Origin of the sequence: Streptomyces sp. NPDC001796 (assembly GCF_042892355.1) — a bacterium.
Lineage (GTDB): Bacteria > Actinomycetota > Actinomycetes > Streptomycetales > Streptomycetaceae > Streptomyces.
Genome location: NZ_JBIAUC010000029.1, coordinates 49,497 through 70,427 on the forward strand (window position 1 = coordinate 49,497; position 20,931 = coordinate 70,427).

General features: G+C 72.8%; 20 protein-coding genes. 7 read left to right on the forward strand and 13 right to left on the reverse strand.

Annotation, left to right across the window (positions count from 1 at the left end; translation table 11 throughout):
* Positions 1-10 precede the first annotated feature (10 nt).
* The 6 genes from ACFYZE_RS34095 to ACFYZE_RS34120 all read right to left on the reverse strand — a co-directional run bounded on the left by ACFYZE_RS34095 (position 11) and on the right by ACFYZE_RS34120 (position 5,558).
* Complete coding sequence (locus tag ACFYZE_RS34095; protein WP_389002985.1) at positions 11-1,351, reverse strand: hypothetical protein; 1,341 nt, start codon at positions 1,349-1,351, stop codon at positions 11-13.
* An 89-nt stretch (positions 1,352-1,440) separates the two neighbouring features.
* The gene (locus ACFYZE_RS34100; RefSeq protein WP_389002934.1) at positions 1,441-2,499 is read right to left on the reverse strand and encodes a hypothetical protein; all 1,059 of its coding nucleotides are present in this window, start codon (positions 2,497-2,499) and stop codon (positions 1,441-1,443) included.
* The gene (locus ACFYZE_RS34105; RefSeq protein WP_389002937.1) at positions 2,496-3,407 is read right to left on the reverse strand and encodes a hypothetical protein; all 912 of its coding nucleotides are present in this window, start codon (positions 3,405-3,407) and stop codon (positions 2,496-2,498) included. Before ACFYZE_RS34105 ends, ACFYZE_RS34100 begins: the two co-directional genes overlap by 4 nt.
* A 27-nt stretch (positions 3,408-3,434) precedes the next feature.
* Positions 3,435-4,118, reverse strand: a complete 684-nt coding sequence (locus ACFYZE_RS34110; RefSeq protein ID WP_389002940.1) for an LPXTG cell wall anchor domain-containing protein — start codon at positions 4,116-4,118, stop codon at positions 3,435-3,437.
* 273 nt (positions 4,119-4,391) lie between these two features.
* Positions 4,392-4,934 (reverse strand): ATP-binding protein, encoded by a 543-nt coding sequence (locus ACFYZE_RS34115; protein WP_389002943.1) that lies wholly within the window; start codon positions 4,932-4,934, stop codon positions 4,392-4,394.
* Between the two features lie 255 nt (positions 4,935-5,189).
* On the reverse strand, positions 5,190-5,558 hold the full coding sequence (locus ACFYZE_RS34120) for an STAS domain-containing protein (RefSeq protein WP_389002946.1): 369 nt from the start codon (positions 5,556-5,558) through the stop codon (positions 5,190-5,192).
* A 251-nt stretch (positions 5,559-5,809) separates the two neighbouring features.
* On the opposite strand from ACFYZE_RS34120, the gene ACFYZE_RS34125 reads away from it, so the two are divergent.
* Positions 5,810-6,730 carry an RNA polymerase sigma factor SigF gene (locus ACFYZE_RS34125; RefSeq protein WP_389002949.1) on the forward strand — a complete coding sequence of 307 codons (921 nt, stop codon included), beginning with the start codon at positions 5,810-5,812 and terminating at the stop codon, positions 6,728-6,730.
* 327 nt (positions 6,731-7,057) lie between these two features.
* Entirely contained in the window at positions 7,058-8,617 is a 1,560-nt protein-coding gene (locus ACFYZE_RS34130) for a ricin-type beta-trefoil lectin domain protein (protein WP_389002952.1), read from the forward strand.
* A gap of 14 nt (positions 8,618-8,631) precedes the next feature.
* On the opposite strand, the gene hutI is transcribed toward ACFYZE_RS34130, so the two are convergent.
* The 4 genes from hutI to hutU all read right to left on the reverse strand — a co-directional run bounded on the left by hutI (position 8,632) and on the right by hutU (position 14,130).
* On the reverse strand, positions 8,632-9,804 hold the full coding sequence (gene hutI / locus ACFYZE_RS34135; protein WP_389002955.1) for an imidazolonepropionase: 1,173 nt from the start codon (positions 9,802-9,804) through the stop codon (positions 8,632-8,634).
* 62 nt (positions 9,805-9,866) lie between these two features.
* Complete coding sequence (locus ACFYZE_RS34140; protein WP_389002958.1) at positions 9,867-11,207, reverse strand: formimidoylglutamate deiminase; 1,341 nt, start codon at positions 11,205-11,207, stop codon at positions 9,867-9,869.
* Positions 11,198-12,415, reverse strand: coding sequence for an allantoate amidohydrolase (locus ACFYZE_RS34145; protein ID WP_389002961.1), 1,218 nt, complete (start codon positions 12,413-12,415; stop codon positions 11,198-11,200). Before ACFYZE_RS34145 ends, ACFYZE_RS34140 begins: the two co-directional genes overlap by 10 nt.
* Positions 12,412-14,130, reverse strand: coding sequence for a urocanate hydratase (gene hutU, locus ACFYZE_RS34150; RefSeq protein ID WP_389002963.1), 1,719 nt, complete (start codon positions 14,128-14,130; stop codon positions 12,412-12,414). The genes ACFYZE_RS34145 and hutU overlap by 4 nt, the downstream gene beginning before the upstream one ends.
* Positions 14,131-14,273: 143 nt before the next feature.
* Between hutU and ACFYZE_RS34155 the strand changes: the two genes are divergently transcribed.
* From ACFYZE_RS34155 to ACFYZE_RS34175, 5 genes are all read left to right on the forward strand, one after another.
* Positions 14,274-15,686, forward strand: coding sequence for a diaminopimelate decarboxylase (locus ACFYZE_RS34155; RefSeq protein ID WP_389002966.1), 1,413 nt, complete (start codon positions 14,274-14,276; stop codon positions 15,684-15,686).
* 234 nt (positions 15,687-15,920) lie between these two features.
* A complete protein-coding gene (locus ACFYZE_RS34160; protein ID WP_366028317.1) occupies positions 15,921-16,319 on the forward strand; it encodes a hypothetical protein in 399 nt (132 codons plus the stop codon).
* The gene (locus ACFYZE_RS34165) at positions 16,316-17,170 is read left to right on the forward strand and encodes a hypothetical protein (protein WP_389002969.1); all 855 of its coding nucleotides are present in this window, start codon (positions 16,316-16,318) and stop codon (positions 17,168-17,170) included. The genes ACFYZE_RS34160 and ACFYZE_RS34165 overlap by 4 nt, the downstream gene beginning before the upstream one ends.
* Positions 17,171-17,213: 43 nt before the next feature.
* Entirely contained in the window at positions 17,214-17,735 is a 522-nt protein-coding gene (locus ACFYZE_RS34170) for a roadblock/LC7 domain-containing protein (protein ID WP_389002972.1), read from the forward strand.
* Between the two features lie 16 nt (positions 17,736-17,751).
* Positions 17,752-18,126 (forward strand): hypothetical protein, encoded by a 375-nt coding sequence (locus ACFYZE_RS34175; protein ID WP_389002975.1) that lies wholly within the window; start codon positions 17,752-17,754, stop codon positions 18,124-18,126.
* A 42-nt stretch (positions 18,127-18,168) separates the two neighbouring features.
* Here ACFYZE_RS34175 and ACFYZE_RS34180 read toward each other — a convergent pair whose 3' ends face one another.
* From ACFYZE_RS34180 to ACFYZE_RS34190, 3 genes are all read right to left on the reverse strand, one after another.
* Positions 18,169-18,753: a hypothetical protein gene (locus tag ACFYZE_RS34180; protein ID WP_389002978.1), complete on the reverse strand. Its 585-nt coding sequence runs from the start codon at positions 18,751-18,753 to the stop codon at positions 18,169-18,171.
* 104 nt (positions 18,754-18,857) lie between these two features.
* Entirely contained in the window at positions 18,858-19,700 is an 843-nt protein-coding gene (locus ACFYZE_RS34185; protein WP_103837701.1) for a MurR/RpiR family transcriptional regulator, read from the reverse strand.
* Positions 19,701-19,916: 216 nt separating this feature from the next.
* The gene (locus tag ACFYZE_RS34190; RefSeq protein WP_389002987.1) at positions 19,917-20,672 is read right to left on the reverse strand and encodes a helix-turn-helix domain-containing protein; all 756 of its coding nucleotides are present in this window, start codon (positions 20,670-20,672) and stop codon (positions 19,917-19,919) included.
* Between the last annotated feature and the right edge of the window lie 259 nt (positions 20,673-20,931).

Here is a 20,931-nt window from a genome sequence, read left to right on the forward strand (position 1 = left end):
TTCTCCGGGGTCAGCGGACGCGGCGGGGCAGGAACGTGAAGACCGCGCCGCCCAGCAGGATCGCCGTTCCCGCCACCAGGCCCAGGGCCTTGAGGGTGCCGTGGTCGTCCGCGCCCGTCTGGGCCAGGCCGCCGCCTGTCGTACCCCCGGCCGTCGTACCCCCGGCCGTCGTGCCGCCGCCCGCGGTCCCGCCGCCCGTCGTACCGCCCGACGACGTGCCTCCGGACGTCCCGCCCGGCTGCCGCGCGGTGTCCAGCGTCAGCGACACCTCCGTCTTCGTCGGTGTGCACGTCGTGGTGGTGCCGAGGGCCTTGATGGTCAGCACGCCCGGCGACAGCGTCGACTCCCCGTCGGCGCCCGGTCTGTAGGTTCCCGTCAGATCCGGGATCGCGATCGGCTCGCCCGACTTGATGTCCTGGGCGTTCGCCGGGCCCTCGACGTGGACCGTACCCTTGTCCGCGCCGCCCACCACGACCTCCATCGACGGTTTCACCGAGCCTTTGGGGATGTCCGCCGGGCTGTTCATCACCGACTTCTTGAACCGCACGGTGAGATCGAAGTTCCCGCCCGCCTTCTTCGCGTCGATCTGCACCGGCGACGTGGCGCTCTTGTCCCCGATGGGCGTCTTGCAGGCGTACGGGACCTGGACCTCCTTGCCCGTGAAGTCCGTCTGCCCGCCGGTCGCACTCGCGCTCGCCGTCGGGGACGTCGCGGAGGAGGTGGCCGTGGGGGACGTCGCGGTGGAGGACGCGGTCGGCAGGCCCGTCGGCGGGGTGGTCGGGAGGAGCGTCGTCGGCACCACCGTCGGCAGCCCGCCCGTCGTACCGCCCGCTCCGCCGCTCCCGCCGGTCACCTTGATGGTCGCCGCCGGTCCCACCGTCTCCTTCGGAGTGCACTTGGTGTCCGTGGAGATCGGCTTGTTGACGTTGATGGTGTACGCGTCCGGTGTCAGCGTCACCTCGCCCGCCGCCGTCAGTTTCAGGGTGCCCGTCATGCCGGACAGCTTCATGTCGCTGTTCTTGGGGATCGGCGGGTTCGACCGCGGCCCCTCCATGGCGATGTCGGCGGTCTGCGCGCCGCCCGCCTTCAGCGTGCCGGTCGGCTTGACCGTGTCCTTGTCCAGGTCGAGCACGTCGGGGTTCTTGGACGCGGCCTGCACGAACTTCCAGCCGACCGTGACCTCGTCGCCGGCCTTGGCCTCGGCCGGTGCCGTGATCTCCACCTTCGTGGTGCCCTCGACCGGGGGCAGCCCGGAGATCGAGGGCGGGATGCACTCGGTGGCGTACGACACCTCGGCCGCCTGGGCCGGTGCCACGGCGACGCCGAGCAGAAGCCCCGCACCGCACAGCATCATTGCCGCTCCGGCCGCGGCCGCCCTTCCGCCGCTGTTCCCGGCCGCGCTCCTTCCGCCTGTCGCCTTGGACACTCTCCGTTGCGTTCTCACGTGTTTCCCTTCGTCGGGGTCGCCGGACCGTCCTCGTGCGGTGCGGAGAGCCGGCCACTCGCCGCGGTCCCCGGATCCGTGTCCGGGGTGAACCACGGCAGGGCCGAAGTGGGGCTGGTCCTCGCGGGAGCGGGCGGTTTCGGCAGGGGCAGGGCGACGCCGGGCAGCCGAAGGCCCCGGTGGCGTACCACCGCGCCGCGCGGCCGGACCCGGTCCACGACCGCCATGCCGACGCGGTAGGCGGCCGCCGGCACGACCACGCAGACCAGGACCCAGAAGACGGTCACGCCCCAGGGCCGGGCGACACCCCAGGGCTGCTCCGCGAGGACCTTGCCGCCGTATTCGAGGGAGACCGTGTAGTCGCCGTGGGCGCCCGCCGTGAGCTCCACCGGCAGCCTGATCTCCGCCTTCCTGCCGGGCGCGACCGTGCCGTGCCACTGCCGCTCGTCCCACTGCGGCGCGAACACGCCGTGCGAGGTGCCGACCCGGAAGACGGGATCCTTCACCGGCGACGAGCCCACGTTGCCGACCGTGAACACGACCGTGCGCTGCGGTGGTGCCCCGAACCAGGTCAGCAGCCCACTGGAGCCGTCGAGACGGGTGTCCGTCAGCACCGAAAGACGTCCGGCGGCGGACTCGGCGGGCAGCGGCTTGACGGGGTGCCCGGCGACCTGGAAGGCCGCGTCGGCGGTGACCCCGGCCCCGGTGACGGTGGCGACGTGCACCACGCAAGGGCACGGCGCGGGCGGCTCGGCCACCGGCAGCCTCTTGCTGAAGTGGCCCCGCGCGTCCGTCGTGACGGCCCGTCCGTCCGCGTTGGCGCAGGAGTTGGTGCCGCCGATCACTCCCCGGGACGGCGCGGCCTGCCCGCAGATGAGGATCATCAGCAGGGTCTTCGCCCGCCAGCCGCTGCCCGACACGGTGACCGAACCTCCCGTGCCCGCCTGGGACACGGACAGCTCGACTGCCGGTTCGGCGGCGCCCCAGGCGGGTGCCGCCAGGGGCGCAAGGACGAGCACCAGCACCGCCACCAGTGCGGAGACACGCCCCTTCACCTCGGCGCTCCCGTCAACTCGGCGTCGGGCCGCGCTCGTCCGCCGGTCAGCCGGTCCGGCGGCCGGTGCCTGCGGCGCCGTACGACGGCACCGGCGACCGCAGCCGCGAGCAGCCCCGTCCCGCCGCCCGCCACCGCGCCCCACGGCACGAACCGCGCCGACGCGCCCCCGGAAGCGTGCGCCCCGCCCGCCGCCGTGACCATGAGCCGGACGTGCACCGCGTCGAGCGCCGGATGGTGCGGCCACGGCTCGGCGAGCCGGACCCGGCGGCCGGGCGGCAGGTCGAGGGGCAGGGTGCGCTCCGGGCGGTCCAGGACCCGGCCGAGGACACCGTCGGCACGCACGGCGAGCCTCGGGGTCAGCACGGTCGTACCGCGGTTGACCAGTTCGTAGGAGATCCGTCCGCCGCCCACCGCCACGTGCTCCACGGTCAGCGCGGACAACGCAGGTCCGACGACGCGGAGTCGGAGGCGCAGGGCGGTGGAACGGCCGCCCGCGCTCGCCACGATCGAGCCCGGGTGGTCGCCGGGTGCTGCTCCCGCGGGCACCACCACGGTGAACGGCACGTCGGCGCGGGTACGGGCGGGCACGGTCACCGCGAGGGTGCGCACCGGGATCCGGTGCCCTCCCGTGGTGCGTGCGAAGGCGATCCAGGGGCCGGAGTCCCCCGGCGCTCCCCGTTCCCCGTGGTCGCCGCTCAGCCGGACGGTCAGCGGCCGCCCGCCCGGGTTGCGCACCGACACCGCGTCCTCGAGGACCGTCCCGGGCTCGCCCTCCGCGTATACGTACGGCCGCCCGCCCGCACCGCCCAGGGACCAGCCGGCGTCGGCGACGGCGGGCGCGGCGACCAGCGGGCTCGCACAGGCGACGGCGAGAGCGAGGGCGGAGGCGGGGCGGACGTACGGCATGGCGGCTCCTGCTGGTACGGGTGCGGCTCAGTGCCGTACCGCCGGGTTGCGGCGGGTCAGCCACAGCACCCCGGCCGCGCCGGCGAGCAGGACGGTGCCGCCGAGGGTGCCGAGGGCGACCACGGAGTCCTCGGGTCCGGTCTGCGGCAGCCGCCCGCCGGAGGCGGAGCCGCTCGGGGCGGAACCGGATGTGCCGCCGCCGGCCGCCGTGACGTCGAGGGTCAGGGACGGGCCGGGGCGGTTGGCGGGCGTGCACGTGGTCGTCGTACCGAGCGCCTTGATGGTGAGCACACCCGCGGTGAAGGTGACCTTGCCGGTCTTCCTGGGCGTGTACGTGCCGCTCAAGTCGCTGATCTTGATGGGGGTGTCGGCGGGGATCGCCGCCTGGTTGGCCGGGCCCGTGACGGTCAGGGTGCCGCTGTCGGCGCCGCCCAGCACGATCGTGGCGCTCGGGTTCATCGCGCCCTTGCCCAGTTCCACCGGGCTGGAGGAGACGCCCTTCTGCCAGGACATGGTGATCCCGTAGCCGCTGCCGCTCCTGACGCCCTTGATGTCGATGGGCGAGACGGCGCTCTTGTCGCCGATCGGCGTCCTGCACTGGTAGTTGACGTCGACGACGTCGGCCCGGGCCACGGGAGCGGCCATCAGGACCGCCGAGCCGGCCAGGGCAGCGGCGGACGCCAGCGCCGCGCTTCGCTTGTGGTACGACACGGTCCCCTCATTCCTGACGGCACATCAGATCGGCCGTCAAGGTACGCCCGGGGCCGTGGGGAGGGAAGACACAGTGCGCGCGGGATCCGTGGCGATCCGGCGCGCGAGGCGTGTCGCACGAAAGGAGGATTCGAACCGCGGGTAACCGGAGGTCAGCCACCCAGGAGGCGGCCGAGCGGAGTCACGCGGGCGCGCGTAGCCGCGTCATGCCGGCCCACCTGGCCGCTTCACGCGGGTGCACCGAGCCGTGTCACGCGGGCGCACCGAGCCGTGTCACGCGGGTGCGCCGAGCTCCGCCCACACCGTCTTGCCGGCGACGCCGGGGGTCCTGACGACGCCCCAGTCCAGGCAGAGCCGCTGCACGATGAACATCCCGTGGCCGCCGGGGCGTCCGGCGCGGTGCGGAGTGCGCGGGGCGGGCTGGCCGGAGCCCCGGTCGGAGACCTCGATGCGCAGCACCTTGTTGTCGCACGCGATCCACAGTTCTTCGGGACCCTCGGCGTGCAGGCACGCGTTGGTGACCAGTTCGGAGACGACGAGCAGCACGTCCTCGGCCGCGGCCCGCTGGTCGGCGGTGGCGGCGGGCAGCCAGCCCCATGCGTACAGCGCCTGGCGGGTGAAGTCGCGGGCGAGCGGAACGACACCGCTCTCGCCCGCGAAGCTCATCCTTCGGACCTGCCGGCCGGAGGAGGACTCCGCCTCCACGGGTGCACCGGACGGGGCGCCCTCACCCGACGGGCCCTGCGCGGGCGTTCCGGAAGCGCCGCTGGGCTCGGGGCCGCGGTCGCCCGGCGAGTAGGGCCGGGTGGTGCTCATCAGCGCTTCACCTCACCGATTCACCAGTTCACGATTCAAGACTCAGTACGGGGGCCGACGTCGTATCCGTCGGTTGTTGCTCGTGCCGTGCGTTCGAGGCCCTTTTCTTGCGGCTTTCGCCCTCACTGCCGACGTGGTCAGCATGTCTCCTGCCCGAGCGGACCGCTGGAACACCCATGGATTCGGCCGGGGAACTGTGACGCGCGTAACGTGCTGCTAACGCGGAGGGATCCGGGACGCGAACCATCGGCGGTGTCACTCGGCCAGCGCCGCGTCCAGCGTGTCGTGGACGGTGAAGACGGCGTCCGCCCCGGTGATCTCGAAGACCCGGGCCACCACCGGCTGCATCCCCACGAGATGGACCCCACCGCCCGCGGACTCGGCCTTCAGCCGGGCGGAGAGCAGGACGTTCAGCCCGGTGGAGTCGCAGAACTCCAGCCCCGAGCAGTCGACGACCAGGCGCGAGAACCCCTTCTCGAGGCAGTCCTCGAGAGGTTCGCGCAGCAGATCGGCGGTGTGGTGATCCAACTCACCCGCCGGGGTCACGACGGCACTCGTGCCTTCTTGTCGCACCTCGACCAGAAGCCGGCCCGACTGTGCGCTGCCGACCGTCCCGCGGTCCATGCCGTCTCTCTCCCGACCGTCGTGGTTGATGCTGGACGCCCTCGAACATTACGCCCTCTGTGCGCCTCTCGACACCCGAACAACCCCACCAATTCGGACATTTCGCCACAGTACGCACTTGCGAACGGTCAACGAAAGCGGGTAGGGCTAGTACAGACACCTATTCAACACGGCCGGCTTTGGAGGGCGCCGCACACCGCAGTGCACATATGGGCATCGGCGGCCATATGCCGACAACGATGGAGGACATCATGTCACCCCGGCTCGACGCATCGCAGACCCAGAGGGCGACGTCGACACCCCCCCTGGATCGACCGGACCACGGCTACGGCCTGGCCGACCACGAAGGCCCCACCGGGTCCGACGGCCTTGCCGATCTACCGGAGATTCCCCCGTACGACGAAGTGGGACCGGTCGACGCCCGGGCCCTTTCCAAGACTCTCTTCGAGCGGCTCGAGTCACTCGAAGAAGGCACGCACGAATATTCGTACGTGCGCAACACGCTCGTCGAACTGAACCTGGCCCTGGTGAAGTTCGCCGCCTCCCGCTTCCGCTCGCGCAGCGAGCCGATGGAGGACATCATCCAGGTGGGCACGATCGGCCTGATCAAGGCCATCGACCGGTTCGAACTCAGCAGGGGCGTGGAGTTCCCCACCTTCGCGATGCCGACGATCGTCGGCGAGATCAAGCGCTTCTTCCGCGACACGTCCTGGTCGGTCCGCGTCCCGCGCCGGCTGCAGGAGCTGCGCCTCGACCTGGCCAAGGCCGGCGACGAACTGGCGCAGAAGCTCGACCGCGCACCCACCGTGGCCGAGTTGGCCGAGCGCCTCGGCATCTCCAACGAGGAGGTCGTCGAGGGCATGGCCGCGTCGAACGCGTACACGGCCAGCTCCCTCGACGCCCAACCCGAGGAGGACGACTCCGAGGGCGCGCTCGCGGACCGCATCGGCTACGAGGACCACGGGCTCGAAGGCATCGAGTACGTCGAGTCCCTGAAGCCGCTGATCGCCGAACTTCCGCAGCGTGACCGGAAGATCCTCTCGCTGCGCTTCGTGGCCAACATGACGCAGTCGGAGATAGGCGAGGAGCTGGGCATCTCGCAGATGCACGTGTCACGGCTGCTGTCCCGCACCCTGGGACGCCTGCGGAAGGGACTCACCGTCGAGGAGTGAGTCCCGCCGCGGTGGGCAGCGAGTGAGGCGCGCCGCGATGTGCGGTGAGTGACGCACGCCATGTGGCACCTGCCGAGTGGCACCAGCCGCCCGGTGTCCGGCCGAATCCCAGAACTCGGCCGGGCACCGGGCGACTTGCGTTCGGCAGCCGCCTCACAGGTCGTTCCCCGGCCGTTCATCACCTGCTCACAACGTGTTCCCTGGTTACCCGCGGGAACCCCTTTTCCCGCAGAGTGACTTCCCTCACTATGGTCACCCCATACCGGCCGGTAAGTCTGGGTCCCAGGCATGCCCGCCGACACACGCGGGCTGCGAGGAGGCAGCGGGATGACCCGGGCGGAGCGGGACGACGACGATGACGTCGAGGCCGGCGGCGGCATGCACGGTACGGTGCCCGACGCCCGCCTCACCGATCTGCTGAGGACGGACACCCCCACTGCGTATCCAGCTCTGCGCGAACTACGCATCCGCCATCGCACCGCTGTCCTCGACTACGCACGGCTGTGCACGGTCGACGAGACGGCGGCCCGGCAGCTGACCGCGCAGGCGTTCGCGCTCGCGGCCCGCGACACCGCCCGCGGCACCGACCCGCGCGGCCCCTGGCGCCACCGGCTCCTGCTGCTCGCGGGCCGGGCGACCCAGGCATGGGCGACGGACGAGCGCGCCGCCCGGCTCGATCCGGGACTGCTCGCGCAGCTGCGCACGGCCGGGCCCGAGGGCGTGGCTCCGGCCATGCTGACGGCGTTCCAGGCGCTGCCGGTCCGGGTGCAGGGGCTGGTCTGGTACGGCGTCGTCGACCAGGAGCCGCCGGAGCGCACGGCGGTCCTGCTCGGCCTGTCCCCGCAGGACGTGGCGTACGACATCGAACCGGCGTTCAAGGCGCTGCGCGAGTCGGTCCTGAAGAACCGGCTCGCCGGCTCGGGCAACCCCCGCTGCCAGGACTTCCGGCGGCTCATCGAGGAGTCGATGCGCCCCGACAAGCCTCGCTACAGCGCCGATCTGCACGCCCACATGGCGTACTGCGTGCACTGCGCCACCGCGTACGAGGAGCTGTCGCACCTGCGGGACGCCCCGCGTACGGCACTGGCGGAGGGGCTGCTGCCGTGGGGCGGCGCCGCGTACGTGAGGGGCGACGGGGAGGAGCAGAGCGCGGCCGCCGGACCCCGGCTCGCCGACTGGTGGCCGTCGCGGCGGTTCGCGCTGGCGGCGACGGCCGTGGGCGTGGCGCTGGCTCCGCTGCTGGTCTACCTGATGACCTCGGGTGGTTCGCAGCCGGCCCGGGCCGCGAGCGAGATCCGCAGGCCGACGCCGCCGCCCGTGGTGACGGTGACGGCGACCGTCTCGGTGACGCCGTCGTCCTCGCCCTCGCCGTCCCCCTCCCCCACTCCGGCGGCGACGTCGCCGAGCCCGGCGCCGGCGCCCTCGCGCACGGCGACCACGCACCCGGCGTCCCCGAAACCGAAGCCTCCCGCCGCGCATCCGCCGAACGGCACGTACGCCCAGGTCGTGAACGTCGCCTCGGGTCTGTGCCTGGACATCCGCGACGGGGTGATGGACCTGGGCACGGACGTCGTCACCGCCCCGTGCACGTCGTCCCCGACGCAGCGCTGGCGCGTCGACACGGCGCGCGGCGTCCTGCAGTCGGAGGCCGACCCGGCCTTCTGCCTGGACAGCCGCGGCTCCACCTACCGGGGCGTCGGCATCTGGGAGTGCTCCTCGGTCGACGGCCGCAACGGGCAGAACCTGCGCTTCACGGTCGACTCCCGCGGAGTGATCCGCCCGGCGATCGCTCCCGACCACGCGGTCACGCCCTACGGCGACGACACGGTGTTCCTGATACCCGATCAGGGCGCCGACGGCCAGCGCTGGAAGGCGGGGGCGGCCTGACGGGTGTCCGAGGGCTAGGCGACCCTCCGGCCCCGGCGCCACACCTCGTCGACCAGGGGCACGCCCGGGCGGTAGGCGAGGTGGACGTGGCTCGGGGCGTCGAGGATCGCCAGGTCCGCGTAGGCGCCCGGGGTGAGACGGCCGACGTCCGTGCGGCGCAGGGCGCGGGCGCCGCCCGCCGTGGCCGACCAGAGCGCCTCGTCCGGGGTCATACGCATGTCCCGCACGGCGAGGGCGATGCAGAACGGCACGGAGGACGTGTAGGACGAGCCGGGGTTGCAGTCCGTGGACAGGGCGACCGTGACGCCCGCGTCGAGGAGGCGGCGGGCGTCCGGCCACTCGGCGCGGGTGGAGAACTCCGCGCCCGGCAGCAGGGTGGCGACCGTGTCGCTGTTCGCGAGGGCGTCGACGTCGGCGTCCGTCAGGTGCGTGCAGTGGTCGGCGCTGGCCGCGCCGAGTTCGACGGCGAGCTGCACGCCCGGGCCGTACGACAGCTGGTTGGCGTGGACCCGCGGGTGCAGGCCCTTCTCCCGGCCCGCGGTGAGGATCGCGCGGGCCTGGTCGCCGTCGAAGGCGCCCTTCTCGCAGAAGACGTCGATCCAGCGGGCGTGCGGTGCGCAGGCGTCGAGCATCTCACCGGTGACCAGGGCCACGTAGGCGGCCGGGTCGTCGGCGTAGTCGGGGGAGACGATGTGGGCGCCGAGGTAGGTGACCTCGTCGGTGTGCGCGGAGGCGATCCGAAGGGCGCGCTCCTCGTCGTGGACCGTGAGGCCGTAGCCGGACTTGGTCTCCAGGGTGGTGGTGCCCTGGCGGAGGGCCTCGGTGAGGTGGCGGACGAGGTTGGTCTCCAGTTCCGCGTCCGTCGCGGCCCGCGTCGCGGCCACCGTGGTGCGGATGCCGCCCGCCGAGTAACCGCGGCCCGACATGCGGGCGTTGAACTCCTCGGTGCGGTCGCCCGCGAAGACCAGGTGCGAGTGGGAGTCCACGAAGCCCGGGACCACCGCGCGGCCGCCGGCGTCGACCCGATTGTCAGTGGCGGGTGCTTTGCTCGACTCACCGGTCCAGGAGACGCGGTCGCCGTCGATGACGAGGGCCGCGTCCCGGATCAGTCCAAGGGGGGACCTGTCACCGAGGGAGGGGTCGTTGGTGACCAGGCTGGCGATGTTGGTGATGACGGTGCTGCTCATGGGTTCCTCGTGGGTGGCCGGGCCGTCGGCGGGCGGCGTCGCGGACGTGTGGCTTCGGGTCGTCAGGCGCGCAGGGCTTCGACGGCGTCCGCCAGCGCCCGTGGCACGTCGGGTACGAGCAGGTGGGCTCCGTCGCGGACGACGTGCCTGCCGCCCACGACCGTATGGCGCACATCCGCTGCCGTCGCGGCGAATACGGCCGTCTCGGCGCCCAGCCGTGGCAGGGGCCCCGCGGTCCTGACCGAGTCGAGCGCGATCGTCGTGAAGTCGGCGAGCGCACCCGGCTCCAGGACACCCGCGCCGTCCCAGCCGAGCGCGGCGTGCCCGTCCGCGGAGGCGGCCCGCAGCAGGGCGGCCGCCGTCCAGTGGCCGCGGGTGCGGGTGCGCAGCCGCTCGTTCAGCTCCATCGCACGGGCCTCCTCGAACAGGTCGATGACGGCGTGGCTGTCGGAGCCGAGACTGAGCGGCGAGCCGGCCGCCTGGAGGGCCGGGGCCGGGCCGATGCCGTCGGCCAGGTCCCGCTCGGTGGTGGGGCACATGCAGGTGCCGGTGGCGGTGGAGCCGATCAGCCGGATGTCCTCGTCCGTCAGGTGTGTGTTGTGCACGCCGGTGGTGCGCGGCCCGAGGACGCCGTGGTCGGCGAGGAGCTGCGTCGGAGTGCGGCCGTGTGCCTGCCGGCAGGCGTCGTTCTCGGCCGTCTGCTCGGACAGGTGCACATGCAGCGGGGCCCGCCGCTCCTGCGCCCAGCGCGCCACCGTCTCCAGCTGTCCGGCGGGCACCGCCCGTACGGAGTGGATCGCCGCACCGATCCGTGCGTGATCGCGTTCCTTGAGAACTGAACAGCGTTCCGCCCAGGCCTCGGCCGTGCCGTCGGAGAAGCGGAGCTGGTGGGTGTCGGGCGGTTGCCCGAAGCCGGAGGACAGGTAGGCGGTGTCGAGGAGGGTGATGCGGATACCGGCCTCGGCGGCGGCCGCGATCAGCGCCTCCCCCATGGCGTTGGGGTCGGCGTAGGGGGTGCCGCCGGGGGCGTGGTGCACGTAGTGGAACTCGCCGACGGCGGTGACCCCGGCCAGCGCCATCTCCGCGTACACGGCACGGGCGAGCGCGTGGTACGTGTCCGGGGTCAGTCTGTCCGCGAACGAGTACATGACCTCACGCCAGGTCCAGAAGGTCCCCGAGCCGATCTGGACGGTGCCGCGCAGGGCACGGTGGAAGGCGTGGCTGTGGGCGTTGGCGAGTCCGGGCAGGGTCAGCCCGCGCAGGACCTCGGCGCCGGGCGGTGGGGCGCCGACGCCGGTGCGGACCGCGGTGATGCGCCCGTCGGCCACCTCCAGGGCGACACCCGGCTCGACGACCGGGTCGAGCCAGGCGTGCTCCAGCCAGTACGTCCGTGTCACCTGCACACCAGCCCTTCCAGTACGTCGGCGAGTGCGGCCACCCCGGCCAGGCAGTCGTCCTCGGCGGCGTACTCGGCCGGGGAGTGCGACACGCCCGTGGGGTTGCGCACGAACAGCATGGCGGTGGGGACGCTCCCGGAGAGGATCCCGGCGTCGTGTCCCGCCCCGGTCCCGAGGACGGGCACGGCCAGGTCGGTGTCCCGGCCGAGGATGCGCGCAAGTTCGTCCCGCAGGGCGTGGTCGAACTCGACGACCGGCGTGAACGACTCGCGCACCACGTCCAGATCGACACCGTGCGTCTCGGCGTACTCCCGGGCCGCCTTCTGGATGCCGCCGACCACGGTGTCGAGGCTCGCCTGGTCGGCGGCGCGGGAGTCGAGCCAGCCCCGGACGAGGGACGGGATCGCGTTGACCCCGTTGGGCTCGACGGCGATCTTTCCGAAGGTGGCCACGGCACCGGCGAGTTCGGCCTCGCGACGGGCGGCGAGCACGGTCTCGGCGTACGGCAGCATGGGGTCGCGCCGGTCGGCGAGCCGGGTGGTCCCCGCGTGGTTGGCCTCGCCCCGGAAGTCGAACCGCCACCGCCCGTGCGGCCAGATGGCACTGGCGACTCCCACGGTGTCCCCGCTGAGGTCGAGCGCCCGCCCCTGCTCCACGTGCAGCTCGACGAACGCGCCGATACGGCCGAGCCGCTCCGGATCGGGCCCGATGGCGTCGGGGTCGTACCCTGCGGCCTCCATGGCCTGCGGCAAGGTGACCCCGTCACCGTCGGTCAGCCGGTGCGCCTGCTCGCGGGTGAGCTGCCCGGCGGCGAGCCGCGACCCGACGCAGGCGAGCCCGAACCGGGCGCCTTCCTCGTCGCCGAAGTTGACGATGCCCAGGGGCTTGGCGAACCGGACGTTCCTGCTCCGCAGCTCGTCGAGCGCGGCGAAGGCGGACACGACCCCGAGAGGCCCGTCGAAGGCCCCGCCGTCGGGCACGGAGTCGAGGTGGGAGCCGGTGACCACGGCGTCCCCCTGGGCGGGGTCCCCGAGCCAGGCCCACTGGTTCCCGTTCCGGTCGACCTCGTGGACCAGCCCCCGGGCTTCGGCCTGCTCCTCGAACCAGGCACGGCACTCGGCATCGGCACCGCTCCAGGCGAAGCGGCGGTAGCCGCCGGAGGCGGAGTCGCGGCCGACCGGCAGCAACTCCGCCCACATGCTGTGGAAGGTCACGCGTCGTCACCCTCGCGCATCGGGACCCGCACGCCCCGCTCCCCGGCGACGGACTCCGCGATGTCGTACCCGGCGTCGACGTGCCGGATGACACCCATCCCGGGGTCGTTGGTGAGGACCCTGCGGATCTTCTCGCCGGCCAGCGCGGTGCCGTCGGCCACCGTCACCTGCCCGGCGTGGATGGACCGGCCCATCCCCACACCACCACCGTGGTGGATGGACACCCACGACGCGCCGGACGCCACGTTGACCATGGCGTTCAGCAGCGGCCAGTCCGCGATCGCGTCGGACCCGTCGAGCATCGCCTCCGTCTCTCGGTACGGCGAGGCGACGGACCCGCAGTCGAGGTGGTCACGGCCGATGACGATCGGCGCGCTCAGCTCCCCGCTCGCCACCATGTCGTTGAACCGCTCACCGGCCTTGTCCCGCTCCCCGTACCCGAGCCAGCAGATACGCGCCGGAAGGCCCTGGAAGTGGACCCGCTCACCGGCCATCTTGATCCAGCGCGCGAGGGACTCGTTCTCGGGGAAGAGCTCGAGGATCGCCTTGTCGGTCTTCGCGATGTCCGCCGGGTCGCCCGACAGCGCCGCCCACCGGAACGGGCCCTTGCCCTCGCAGAACAGCGGCCGGATGTAGGCGGGGACGAACCCGGGGAAGGCGAACGCCCGCTCGTAACCCGCGAGCTGCGCCTCGCCACGGATCGAGTTGCCGTAGTCGAAGACCTCCGCACCGGCGTCCATGAAGCCGACCATGGCCTCGACGTGCCGGGCCATCGACTCGCGCGCACGGGTGGTGAAGCCGGCCGGGTCCTTGGCGGCGTATGCGGCCATGTCCTCGAAGGCGACGCCGACCGGCAGGTACGACAGCGGGTCGTGGGCCGAGGTCTGGTCGGTGACGATGTCGATGGGGGCGCCCATGGCGAGGAGCTGCGGCACCAGCTCGGCGGCGTTGCCGAGGACGCCGATGGACAGCGGACGGCGGGCGTCGCGCGCCTCGACGGCCAGCTGGAGGGCGTGCTCCAGGGAGTCGGCCTTCACGTCCAGGTACCGGTGCTCGATGCGGCGCTCGATGGCCCGGGGGTCGCAGTCGATGCAGATCGCGACGCCGTCGTTCATGGTGACGGCGAGCGGCTGGGCGCCGCCCATGCCGCCGAGCCCGGCGGTAAGAGTGATCGTCCCGGCGAGGGTGCCGCCGAACTTCTTGGCGGCGACGGCGGCGAACGTCTCGTAGGTGCCCTGCAGGATGCCCTGGGTGCCGATGTAGATCCAGGAGCCGGCGGTCATCTGCCCGTACATCGTCAGGCCGAGGGCCTCCAGGCGGCGGAACTCCTCCCAGTTGGCCCAGTCGCCGACGAGGTTGGAGTTGGCGATGAGGACGCGCGGCGCCCACTCGTGGGTCTGCATGACGCCGACGGGGCGGCCGGACTGGACGAGCATCGTCTCGTCCTGCTTGAGGGTCTGCAGCGTGCGGACCATCGCGTCGAAGGAGCGCCAGTCGCGCGCGGCCTTGCCGGTGCCGCCGTAGACGACGAGCTTGTCGGGGTGCTCGGCGACCTCGGGGTCGAGGTTGTTCTGCAGCATCCGCAGGGCGGCCTCCTGCTGCCATCCCAGGGCGCTCAGTTCGGTGCCGCGGGGCGCTCGGACACCACCGGGGGGCGGCCCGTAGGGCCTCGATTGAGGGTGGTGGCGGGAGACGGGCGGGAGGGGTCCTGACATGGTCTGCCTCCTGGTGGACGGCGTCACGCGGCGGGGGCGCGCGGGACTGTTGCAGTGGTTATTCACATCCTGACTTCCTGAATAGAACTAGTCAATACGTCCTTGCGTCAGCAGGGCGGAGGCCGGGATGTTTGGCTGGAGGCATGACCGCAGACGGTGACACGGGGACGGGGGACGCGGTGGGCGTGGCGAACAGCGGGACAGGGGCACGCGGCGACGGCCGCGACGCCGAGCGGGTGGCGCGGCGCGACGACGCCGTGCGGGCCGCCGTCGAACACGGGCTGCTGGGGCCGGACGGCCCCCTCGTCGGCCTGCTGGACGTCGTGGGCATCCGGGACTCGGCGGCGGCGCTGCGGGCGGCCTTCGACGCGGTGGTGGCGCCGGGGACGCCGGTGCTGCACGCGTTCGCGGTCAAGGCGACCCCGCTGGTGCCGGTGCTGCGGCTGCTGTGCGAGGCGGGCATCGGCGCGGAGGTGGCGAGCCCGGGCGAGATGGCGCTGGCCCGGGCGGCCGGGGTGGCGCCGGAGTGCATCGTGCTGGACTCGCCCGCCAAGACGACGGCCGAGTTGCGTCAGGCGCTGGAGCTGGGCGCCGCCGTGAACGCGGACAGCCCCCAGGAGCTGGCGCGGCTCGACGAGCTGGTCCGCGCGGTGCGGACCGACTCCCCGCTGGGAATCCGGGTGAATCCGCAGACCGGGGCCGGTTCGATCCAGGCGCTGTCGACGGCGACGGCGACCTCGAAGTTCGGGGTGGCGTTGCGGGACGAGGGGGCGCGCGAGTGGGTGGTCCGCGCCTGCGCGGAGCGGCCCTGGCTGACGCGGCTGCACGCGCACTCCGGCTCCCAGGGGGTGCCGCTGTCCCTGATGGCACGGGGTGTCGCGGAGACGTACGCGCTCGCCGAGGAGATCAACCGGCACGTCGGGCGCCGGCAGATCGACACGATCGACATCGGCGGCGGGCTGCACGTCAACTTCGGCTCCGATGTCACGACACCGACGCACGCGCAGTACGCGCGGCTGCTGGCGGAGGCGGTGCCGGGGCTGTTCGACGGGCGGTACGGACTGGTCACGGAGTTCGGCCGGTCGCTGCTGGCCAAGCACGGGACGCTGGTGGCGCGCGTGGAGTACACCAAGAGCGCGGGTGGCCGGGCCGTCGCGGTCACGCACGCGGGGGTGCAGGTCGCGGTGCGGACGGTGTACGCGCCGGCGTCCTGGCCGCTGCGGATCGCCGCCTACGACGCGAAGGGGCGCCCCAAGGAGGGACCCGAGGTGGTGCAGGACGTGGCGGGACCGGCCTGCTTCGCGGGCGACCTGCTGGCCGAGGCGCGGGCGCTGCCGCTTCTGCAGCAGGGCGACCATGTGGCGGTGCTGGACACCGGCGCGTACTACTTCGCGCACCACTACGCCTACAACTCCCTTGCCCGGCCGGCGGTGTACGGCTACGCGCCGGACGGGGACGGCGGGATCCGGTTCGCCGTCGTACGGGAGCCGCAGTCGGTCGAGGAGATCGTTGCGGAGTCGGGCGGGGGGCGCGCGGGAGCTCTGTCGGAGCTCTGAGGAAACCGCGCGCCCTCCCCGGCGCCCCCTCCGGTATGCACGCGGTCCGCATACCCGCACGTCAGCGCGGAGGAGCCCTGCTCGCGCCCAACACCCCCGTGAACATGGTCAGTTGACCCACCTTAGTGGTCCCGCGCATGTTCCACTGGAAAATGCCAGATCCCTCACCCCTCGCGCACACGTTGCGTAGCGTCTGTGTCACTCAGCCGTACCCGAGGCGGGAGGGGAGCCGCTGTGCCCGGAATCGACGAGTGTCTGCTGGAAGCCATGCGCCTGCCCGGTGCCCGGGGTGCCGCGGTGGTCGACTGGACGAGCGGGCTCGCGCTGGGCACGGTCGGCGACGCACCCGGCGGTGACCACGAGACGACGGCGGCGGAGGCGGCGGAACTGGCCCGGCTGGCCGCCGAACACCGCGCGTTCGCCCCGGAGGGGGACGCCGACTGGTCCGAGGACGCCTGCCCGGTCGAGGACCTGATCATCGCCAACCGGGACAGCTACCACCTGCTGCGCTTCGTCCCGACGACCTTCGACAGCAGCGTCTTCCTGCACCTGTGGCTGGCGCGCGAGGACGGCAACCTCGCCCTCGCCCGCATCCGGCTCGGCGAGATGGCCGGACGGCTGGTGCTGGGATGACGATGGTCAGAGTGCCCTCACCGCCCCCGCTGCCGGTACGGCAGGGGACGCGGATCCCGGGCGGCGGCCTGTCCCCCATGCTCAGCCGGCTCGCCGCCGAGCGGGCCACCGGTGTGCTGATGCGCGAGGGCGGGATGCTCCACCTGTCCGAGGGTCAGGTGGTGTACGCGGAGAGCCCGGCCACCCCTGGCCTCGACAGCCTGCTCATCGCGCACGGCGTGCTCGACGAGGAGGGCTGGCGGGAGGCGCTCGCGCAGGCGGGGCCGCGGGGGCTGGTGGGCCGGTTCCTGGTCGACAGCGGCCGGATCGTCCAGGGAGCGCTGGAGCTGTGCCATCTGGGGGCGCTGTTCGACGCGGCGTACTTCGTGCTGGGCCCGAGCAGCGCCCCCGCCCGCTTCCGCTACGGCGGGGCCCACTGGCTCGGGCCGGTGCACCCTGTTCCGGTGACCGCCCTGGAGCGGGAGACTCTGCGCCGCCGGGACCTGCTCCACACCATCTGGCCCGACCCGGCGATCGACGAGGCCCCCTTGGTCCGCGCCGACCGCCCGACGGTCCCCGCGGTCACGCCCCGCCAGGAAGCCGTACTGGGCCACGTCGACGGAACACGAACGGCGGCGGACATCTCACGGGCACTGGGCCGCCCGGCGTTCCACACGCTCGTGGACATAAGGCGCCTGGCAGCGGCGGGGTTCGTATCGGCCGTCACCGCCGCGCCGGCACCAGCACCCGCACACGCACCCACACCGGCACCCGGCGGCACACCACCCGCACCCGCCGAAGAGCCGCTGCCCTACCAAGACCCCCACATCACCTTGCTGAAAAGGCTGAGAGATGCGCTGGAGGCCCTTTGACCGCCCCGCGCGGCAGCGACCTCGCGCCGAGAGGAGACAGCTGATGACAGCCGAGGCGGACGTCCTGGACGAACTCCGCCGACTGAGATCCCGCATCCCCCAGCTGACCGGCTCCCTCGCCGCCAGCGTCGACGGACTCGTCCTCGCCCAGGACGCGCCCGGCGTCGAACCCGAAGGCGTCGCCGCGCTCACCGCGGCCGCGCTGGGCGTCGCCGTACGGCTGGCGCAGGCGACGGGACAGGGCGACTTCCGCGAGGTGCTCGTCCGCGGCGTCCACGGCTACGTGGCCACGTACGCCGCGGGCCGCAACGCCGTCCTGACGGTACTCGCCCAGGACCGCGTCAACGTCGGACGGCTGCACCTGGAGGGCCGCCGTGCGAGCGCCCGGATCGGCGAGCTGGTCGACGAGGCCGCCGCCCGAGCCGAGCCGCCGCCGCAACCCCCCGCCCCATGGACCCCCACCCAGCCCCCACCCACCAGGCCCGCACCCACGCGGACCCGCACCGCGCGCACCGCAGCGAGCCCACGCCCAGCCGCGAACGCGCGCACCACCACCGAAAGTTGAAAGGACTCACCCCGAAATGGCCAACACCGAAACCGCGCTGAAAGAGGCGCTCGCCTCCATCGAGGGCGCGACCGGAGCCGCGCTCGTCGACTACACCAGCGGCATGGCGCTGGGCACGATGGGCGGCAGCAAGAGCTTCGACCTCACCGTCGCGGCCGCCGGCAACACCGACGTCGTACGGGCCAAGCTGCGCACCATGGAACACCTCGGCCTCAAGGCCCAGATCGAGGACATCCTGATCACGCTGTCCGATCAGTACCACCTGATCCGGCTGCTCACCGGCCGCGGCGGCAACGGCCTGTTCCTCTACCTCGTCCTGGACGCCAAGCGGGCCAACCTGGCGATGGCCCGCCACCAGCTGAAGAAGATCGAGGAGGAACTGGAGGTCTGACCCTCCGCCCGGCCGCTGCCGCGCCAGTGCCCGACAGGGGCGCTACACCAGCTCAGCGGTACGGCGGCGCGCCCCGCCCGGGGCCGCGTCGCCGGCCGCGATGCCGGTGCTGCGGTACCCCTTGACCGGCTTGCCCGCGGGGCCGCCGCCCCGGCGGTCGAGCCAGTCGACGCGCACCCACAGCAGCACGTCGTCGGCCTTCTCCCGCCGCCCGAGCCAGGCGGCCTTCAGGCGCAGCCCGGCGCCGGTTCCGGCGAGCAGCATGCCACCGGCGGCGGGCGCCGCGAAGGAGCTGCCGAGCGCGGCGGCGAATGCGGCGAGCAGCCACCAGCGGTGCCCGCGCCGCCAGGTGCGGACGGTGACCGCCCGGTCCTGGAGGACGTCGTACTTCCCGGCGCGGGCGGCGGCGCCGGCGAGGGCGGCGTACCGCTTGCGGCGGGAGAAGGCGACGACGGCGGTCGCGACGATGAACAGCGCGGCCCCGGCCAGGACGCCGATCCGGCGTCCGGTCACACCCGGCACGAGCATCCCGATGCCGGCCGCGAACACTCCGAGCCACCACAGCGGTGCCGCCCCCGCCCGCACGACGACGGCCACCCGAGCCAGTCCCTGTCCTCCGCGCACCACGTCCGGCCTCCCGTCTTCTCCTGTGAAGCGCCTCAGTACACGGAGGCTAGCGAGGGAACGTGAGACGAGTCTGAAAAACCCCGTGCCAAGGCGTGCGGACCGGGCTACTCGACGAACAGCCCCCGGGCCGCGGCCCGCGTGTCGAACTCCTCCAGGCGTGCCTGGGCGTCGGGCAGGTCGTCGCACATCGCTTCGAGGAGGACCCGCCCGAGGAGCATCGGGGCACAGGCCGTGTCGAAGGCGAGGCCCGTGCCGACGGCGGCCGGCAACAGCAGGTCGGACACCTTGGCCACGGGCGCGAACGCCGAGTCGGCGACCGTGACCACCGTCAGGCCGGCCTCCCTGGCATACGCCAGCGTGTCGACGACCTCACGCGGATGCCGGGGCAGCGCGAAGCAGAGCAACGCGCTCGCGCCCGCCCGTACGGCCGCGTCGATACGGTCCTGGAGCATCGTGCCGCCCTCGTCGAGCAGCCGGACGTCCGGGTGGACCTTCGCCGCGAAGTACGCGAAGCCGTACGCCTGGGAGGCCGCGGCGCGCAGGCCGAGCACCGGCAGGGGGCGCGAGGCGGCGAGGATCCGGCCGGCCTTGTGCACCGGCTGCGGGTCGGCCAGCGCCTCCGCCAGATGCCTCAGGTTCTCTATCTCGGCCTCCACGGCCTGCTGGTACTCGTTGTACGCCCCGGCCCCCGCCGTCTGCTCCGGGGGCGCGACCTCGCGCAGGTGCCGGCGCAGCGCCGGGTAGCCGTCGAAGCCGAGAGCGACCGCGAAGCGGGTCACGGACGGCTGGCTGACCCCGGCGAGTTCGGCAAGTTCCACGCTCGACAGGAACGGCACGTCGGCGGCCCGGCGCACCATGCTGTGCGCGATGCGCCGCTGGGTCGGCGTGAGCCGGTGCCCCTCGAAGAGCGCCTGCAGCCGTGCGGCAGGGCTGTCGGCCACGCTCATGACGTGCTCCCCCTCCCAGGGTCCGTGATCACCGCCCGACTATTCAAGCACCGAGAACCCTGCATGGCGATATGCAAGCCGGCCGTCCGCCCCGCGCCCGACACGGCCCCGACTCCTCTCTGCCCCGAACCGCGAGCCCGCGAGCCCGCGATGGCGTCGGCTCGGGGTGACGGATCCGGCGCGGGCACCAATGGCTGCGCCCGTCGAGGCGGCTGTCTATCCGCGGTCCGAACGCGGCGCGGACGTCCCGTCCGAGGTCGTTTCGGGTTGCGTGTGGAGGATCTCGCGGGCCTGCTCCGCGGCGCGGGCGAGGCTCTCGGACACGAAGTCGAGGAAGCGGGCGGTGTTCTCGAGGCGGGCGCCGGCCGGGGTGCCGGGGCGGAGGATGCCGACGCCCTGCCGTGCGGTCTCGGCGACCTGGGCGGTGGCCCGGGCGCTGGACATCATCGCCTGGTACATGACCTCGTCGTCGACGACATAGCGCTCACGGCGGCGTTCGTCGCGTTCCCGGCGGACGAGGTCCTGGCTCTCGAGGTACGCGATGGCCTTGGACACGGACGCCGGGCTGACCTGGAGGCGCTGGACGAGTTCGGACGCGGTGAGGCTGCCGGTGTCGCTGACGGTGAGGCAGGCCATCACCCGCGCCATCATCTGGGGCGTGCCGGACTGCATGAAGACGGTGGTGAGCGTCTCCTCGTACGCGCGCACGGCCTCGGGATCGCGTCCGTACTCCTGCGGGGGCGCCTCCGCACCGCGGGGCGCGGCCCGCCTGCGGCGCTGGGCGCGGCGTTCGGTGGCGCGATGGGCGAGGTCGGCTCGGTAGCCGGTGGGGCCGCCGTTGCGCATGACCTCACGGGTGATGGTCGAGGTCGGACGGTCGAGACGTCTGGCGATCTCCGCGTAGGCGAGCCCGTCGGCCAGCCCCAGCGCGATCTGCTGGCGTTCCTGCTGAGTGAGCCTGCCGCCCGGCATCGCGGCCTCCTTCGTGGTGCGTGACGGGCCCACCATAGCGTTCACCTCCAATCCATTGCAACGAACACATACGGCCGTTGCGTTACGCCACAGAACCATTGCAATGATTTCGCCGCTTTGACGTGCGATAATGATGTTTTTATGCAACGAACTCATTGCCTGCACTCCGAACGCAACGTAGCGTTTCCAATGTCAGAAACAACAAGCCGACAGGAGAGCATCATGCACAAGTTCGACACCCCCGCCCCCGTCTCCGCCG

Excerpts from the sequence above, each read along its gene's own strand:
- ACFYZE_RS34175 (WP_389002975.1), top strand. The coding sequence starts at position 17,752 with ATGGCCAACACCGAAACCGCGCTGAAAGAGGCGCTCGCCTCCATCGAG.
- ACFYZE_RS34130 (WP_389002952.1), top strand. The coding sequence starts at position 7,058 with ATGACCCGGGCGGAGCGGGACGACGACGATGACGTCGAGGCCGGCGGC.
- ACFYZE_RS34170 (WP_389002972.1), top strand. The coding sequence starts at position 17,214 with ATGACAGCCGAGGCGGACGTCCTGGACGAACTCCGCCGACTGAGATCC.
- ACFYZE_RS34155 (WP_389002966.1), top strand. The coding sequence starts at position 14,274 with ATGACCGCAGACGGTGACACGGGGACGGGGGACGCGGTGGGCGTGGCG.
- ACFYZE_RS34125 (WP_389002949.1), top strand. The coding sequence starts at position 5,810 with ATGTCACCCCGGCTCGACGCATCGCAGACCCAGAGGGCGACGTCGACA.
- ACFYZE_RS34115 (WP_389002943.1), bottom strand. The coding sequence starts at position 4,934 with ATGAGCACCACCCGGCCCTACTCGCCGGGCGACCGCGGCCCCGAGCCC.
- ACFYZE_RS34105 (WP_389002937.1), bottom strand. The coding sequence starts at position 3,407 with ATGCCGTACGTCCGCCCCGCCTCCGCCCTCGCTCTCGCCGTCGCCTGT.
- ACFYZE_RS34120 (WP_389002946.1), bottom strand. The coding sequence starts at position 5,558 with ATGGACCGCGGGACGGTCGGCAGCGCACAGTCGGGCCGGCTTCTGGTC.
- ACFYZE_RS34095 (WP_389002985.1), bottom strand. The coding sequence starts at position 1,351 with ATGCTGTGCGGTGCGGGGCTTCTGCTCGGCGTCGCCGTGGCACCGGCC.
- ACFYZE_RS34185 (WP_103837701.1), bottom strand. The coding sequence starts at position 19,700 with ATGAGCGTGGCCGACAGCCCTGCCGCACGGCTGCAGGCGCTCTTCGAG.
- hutI (WP_389002955.1), bottom strand. The coding sequence starts at position 9,804 with ATGAGCAGCACCGTCATCACCAACATCGCCAGCCTGGTCACCAACGAC.
- ACFYZE_RS34165 (WP_389002969.1), top strand. The coding sequence starts at position 16,316 with ATGACGATGGTCAGAGTGCCCTCACCGCCCCCGCTGCCGGTACGGCAG.
- ACFYZE_RS34190 (WP_389002987.1), bottom strand. The coding sequence starts at position 20,672 with ATGCCGGGCGGCAGGCTCACTCAGCAGGAACGCCAGCAGATCGCGCTG.
- hutU (WP_389002963.1), bottom strand. The coding sequence starts at position 14,130 with ATGTCAGGACCCCTCCCGCCCGTCTCCCGCCACCACCCTCAATCGAGG.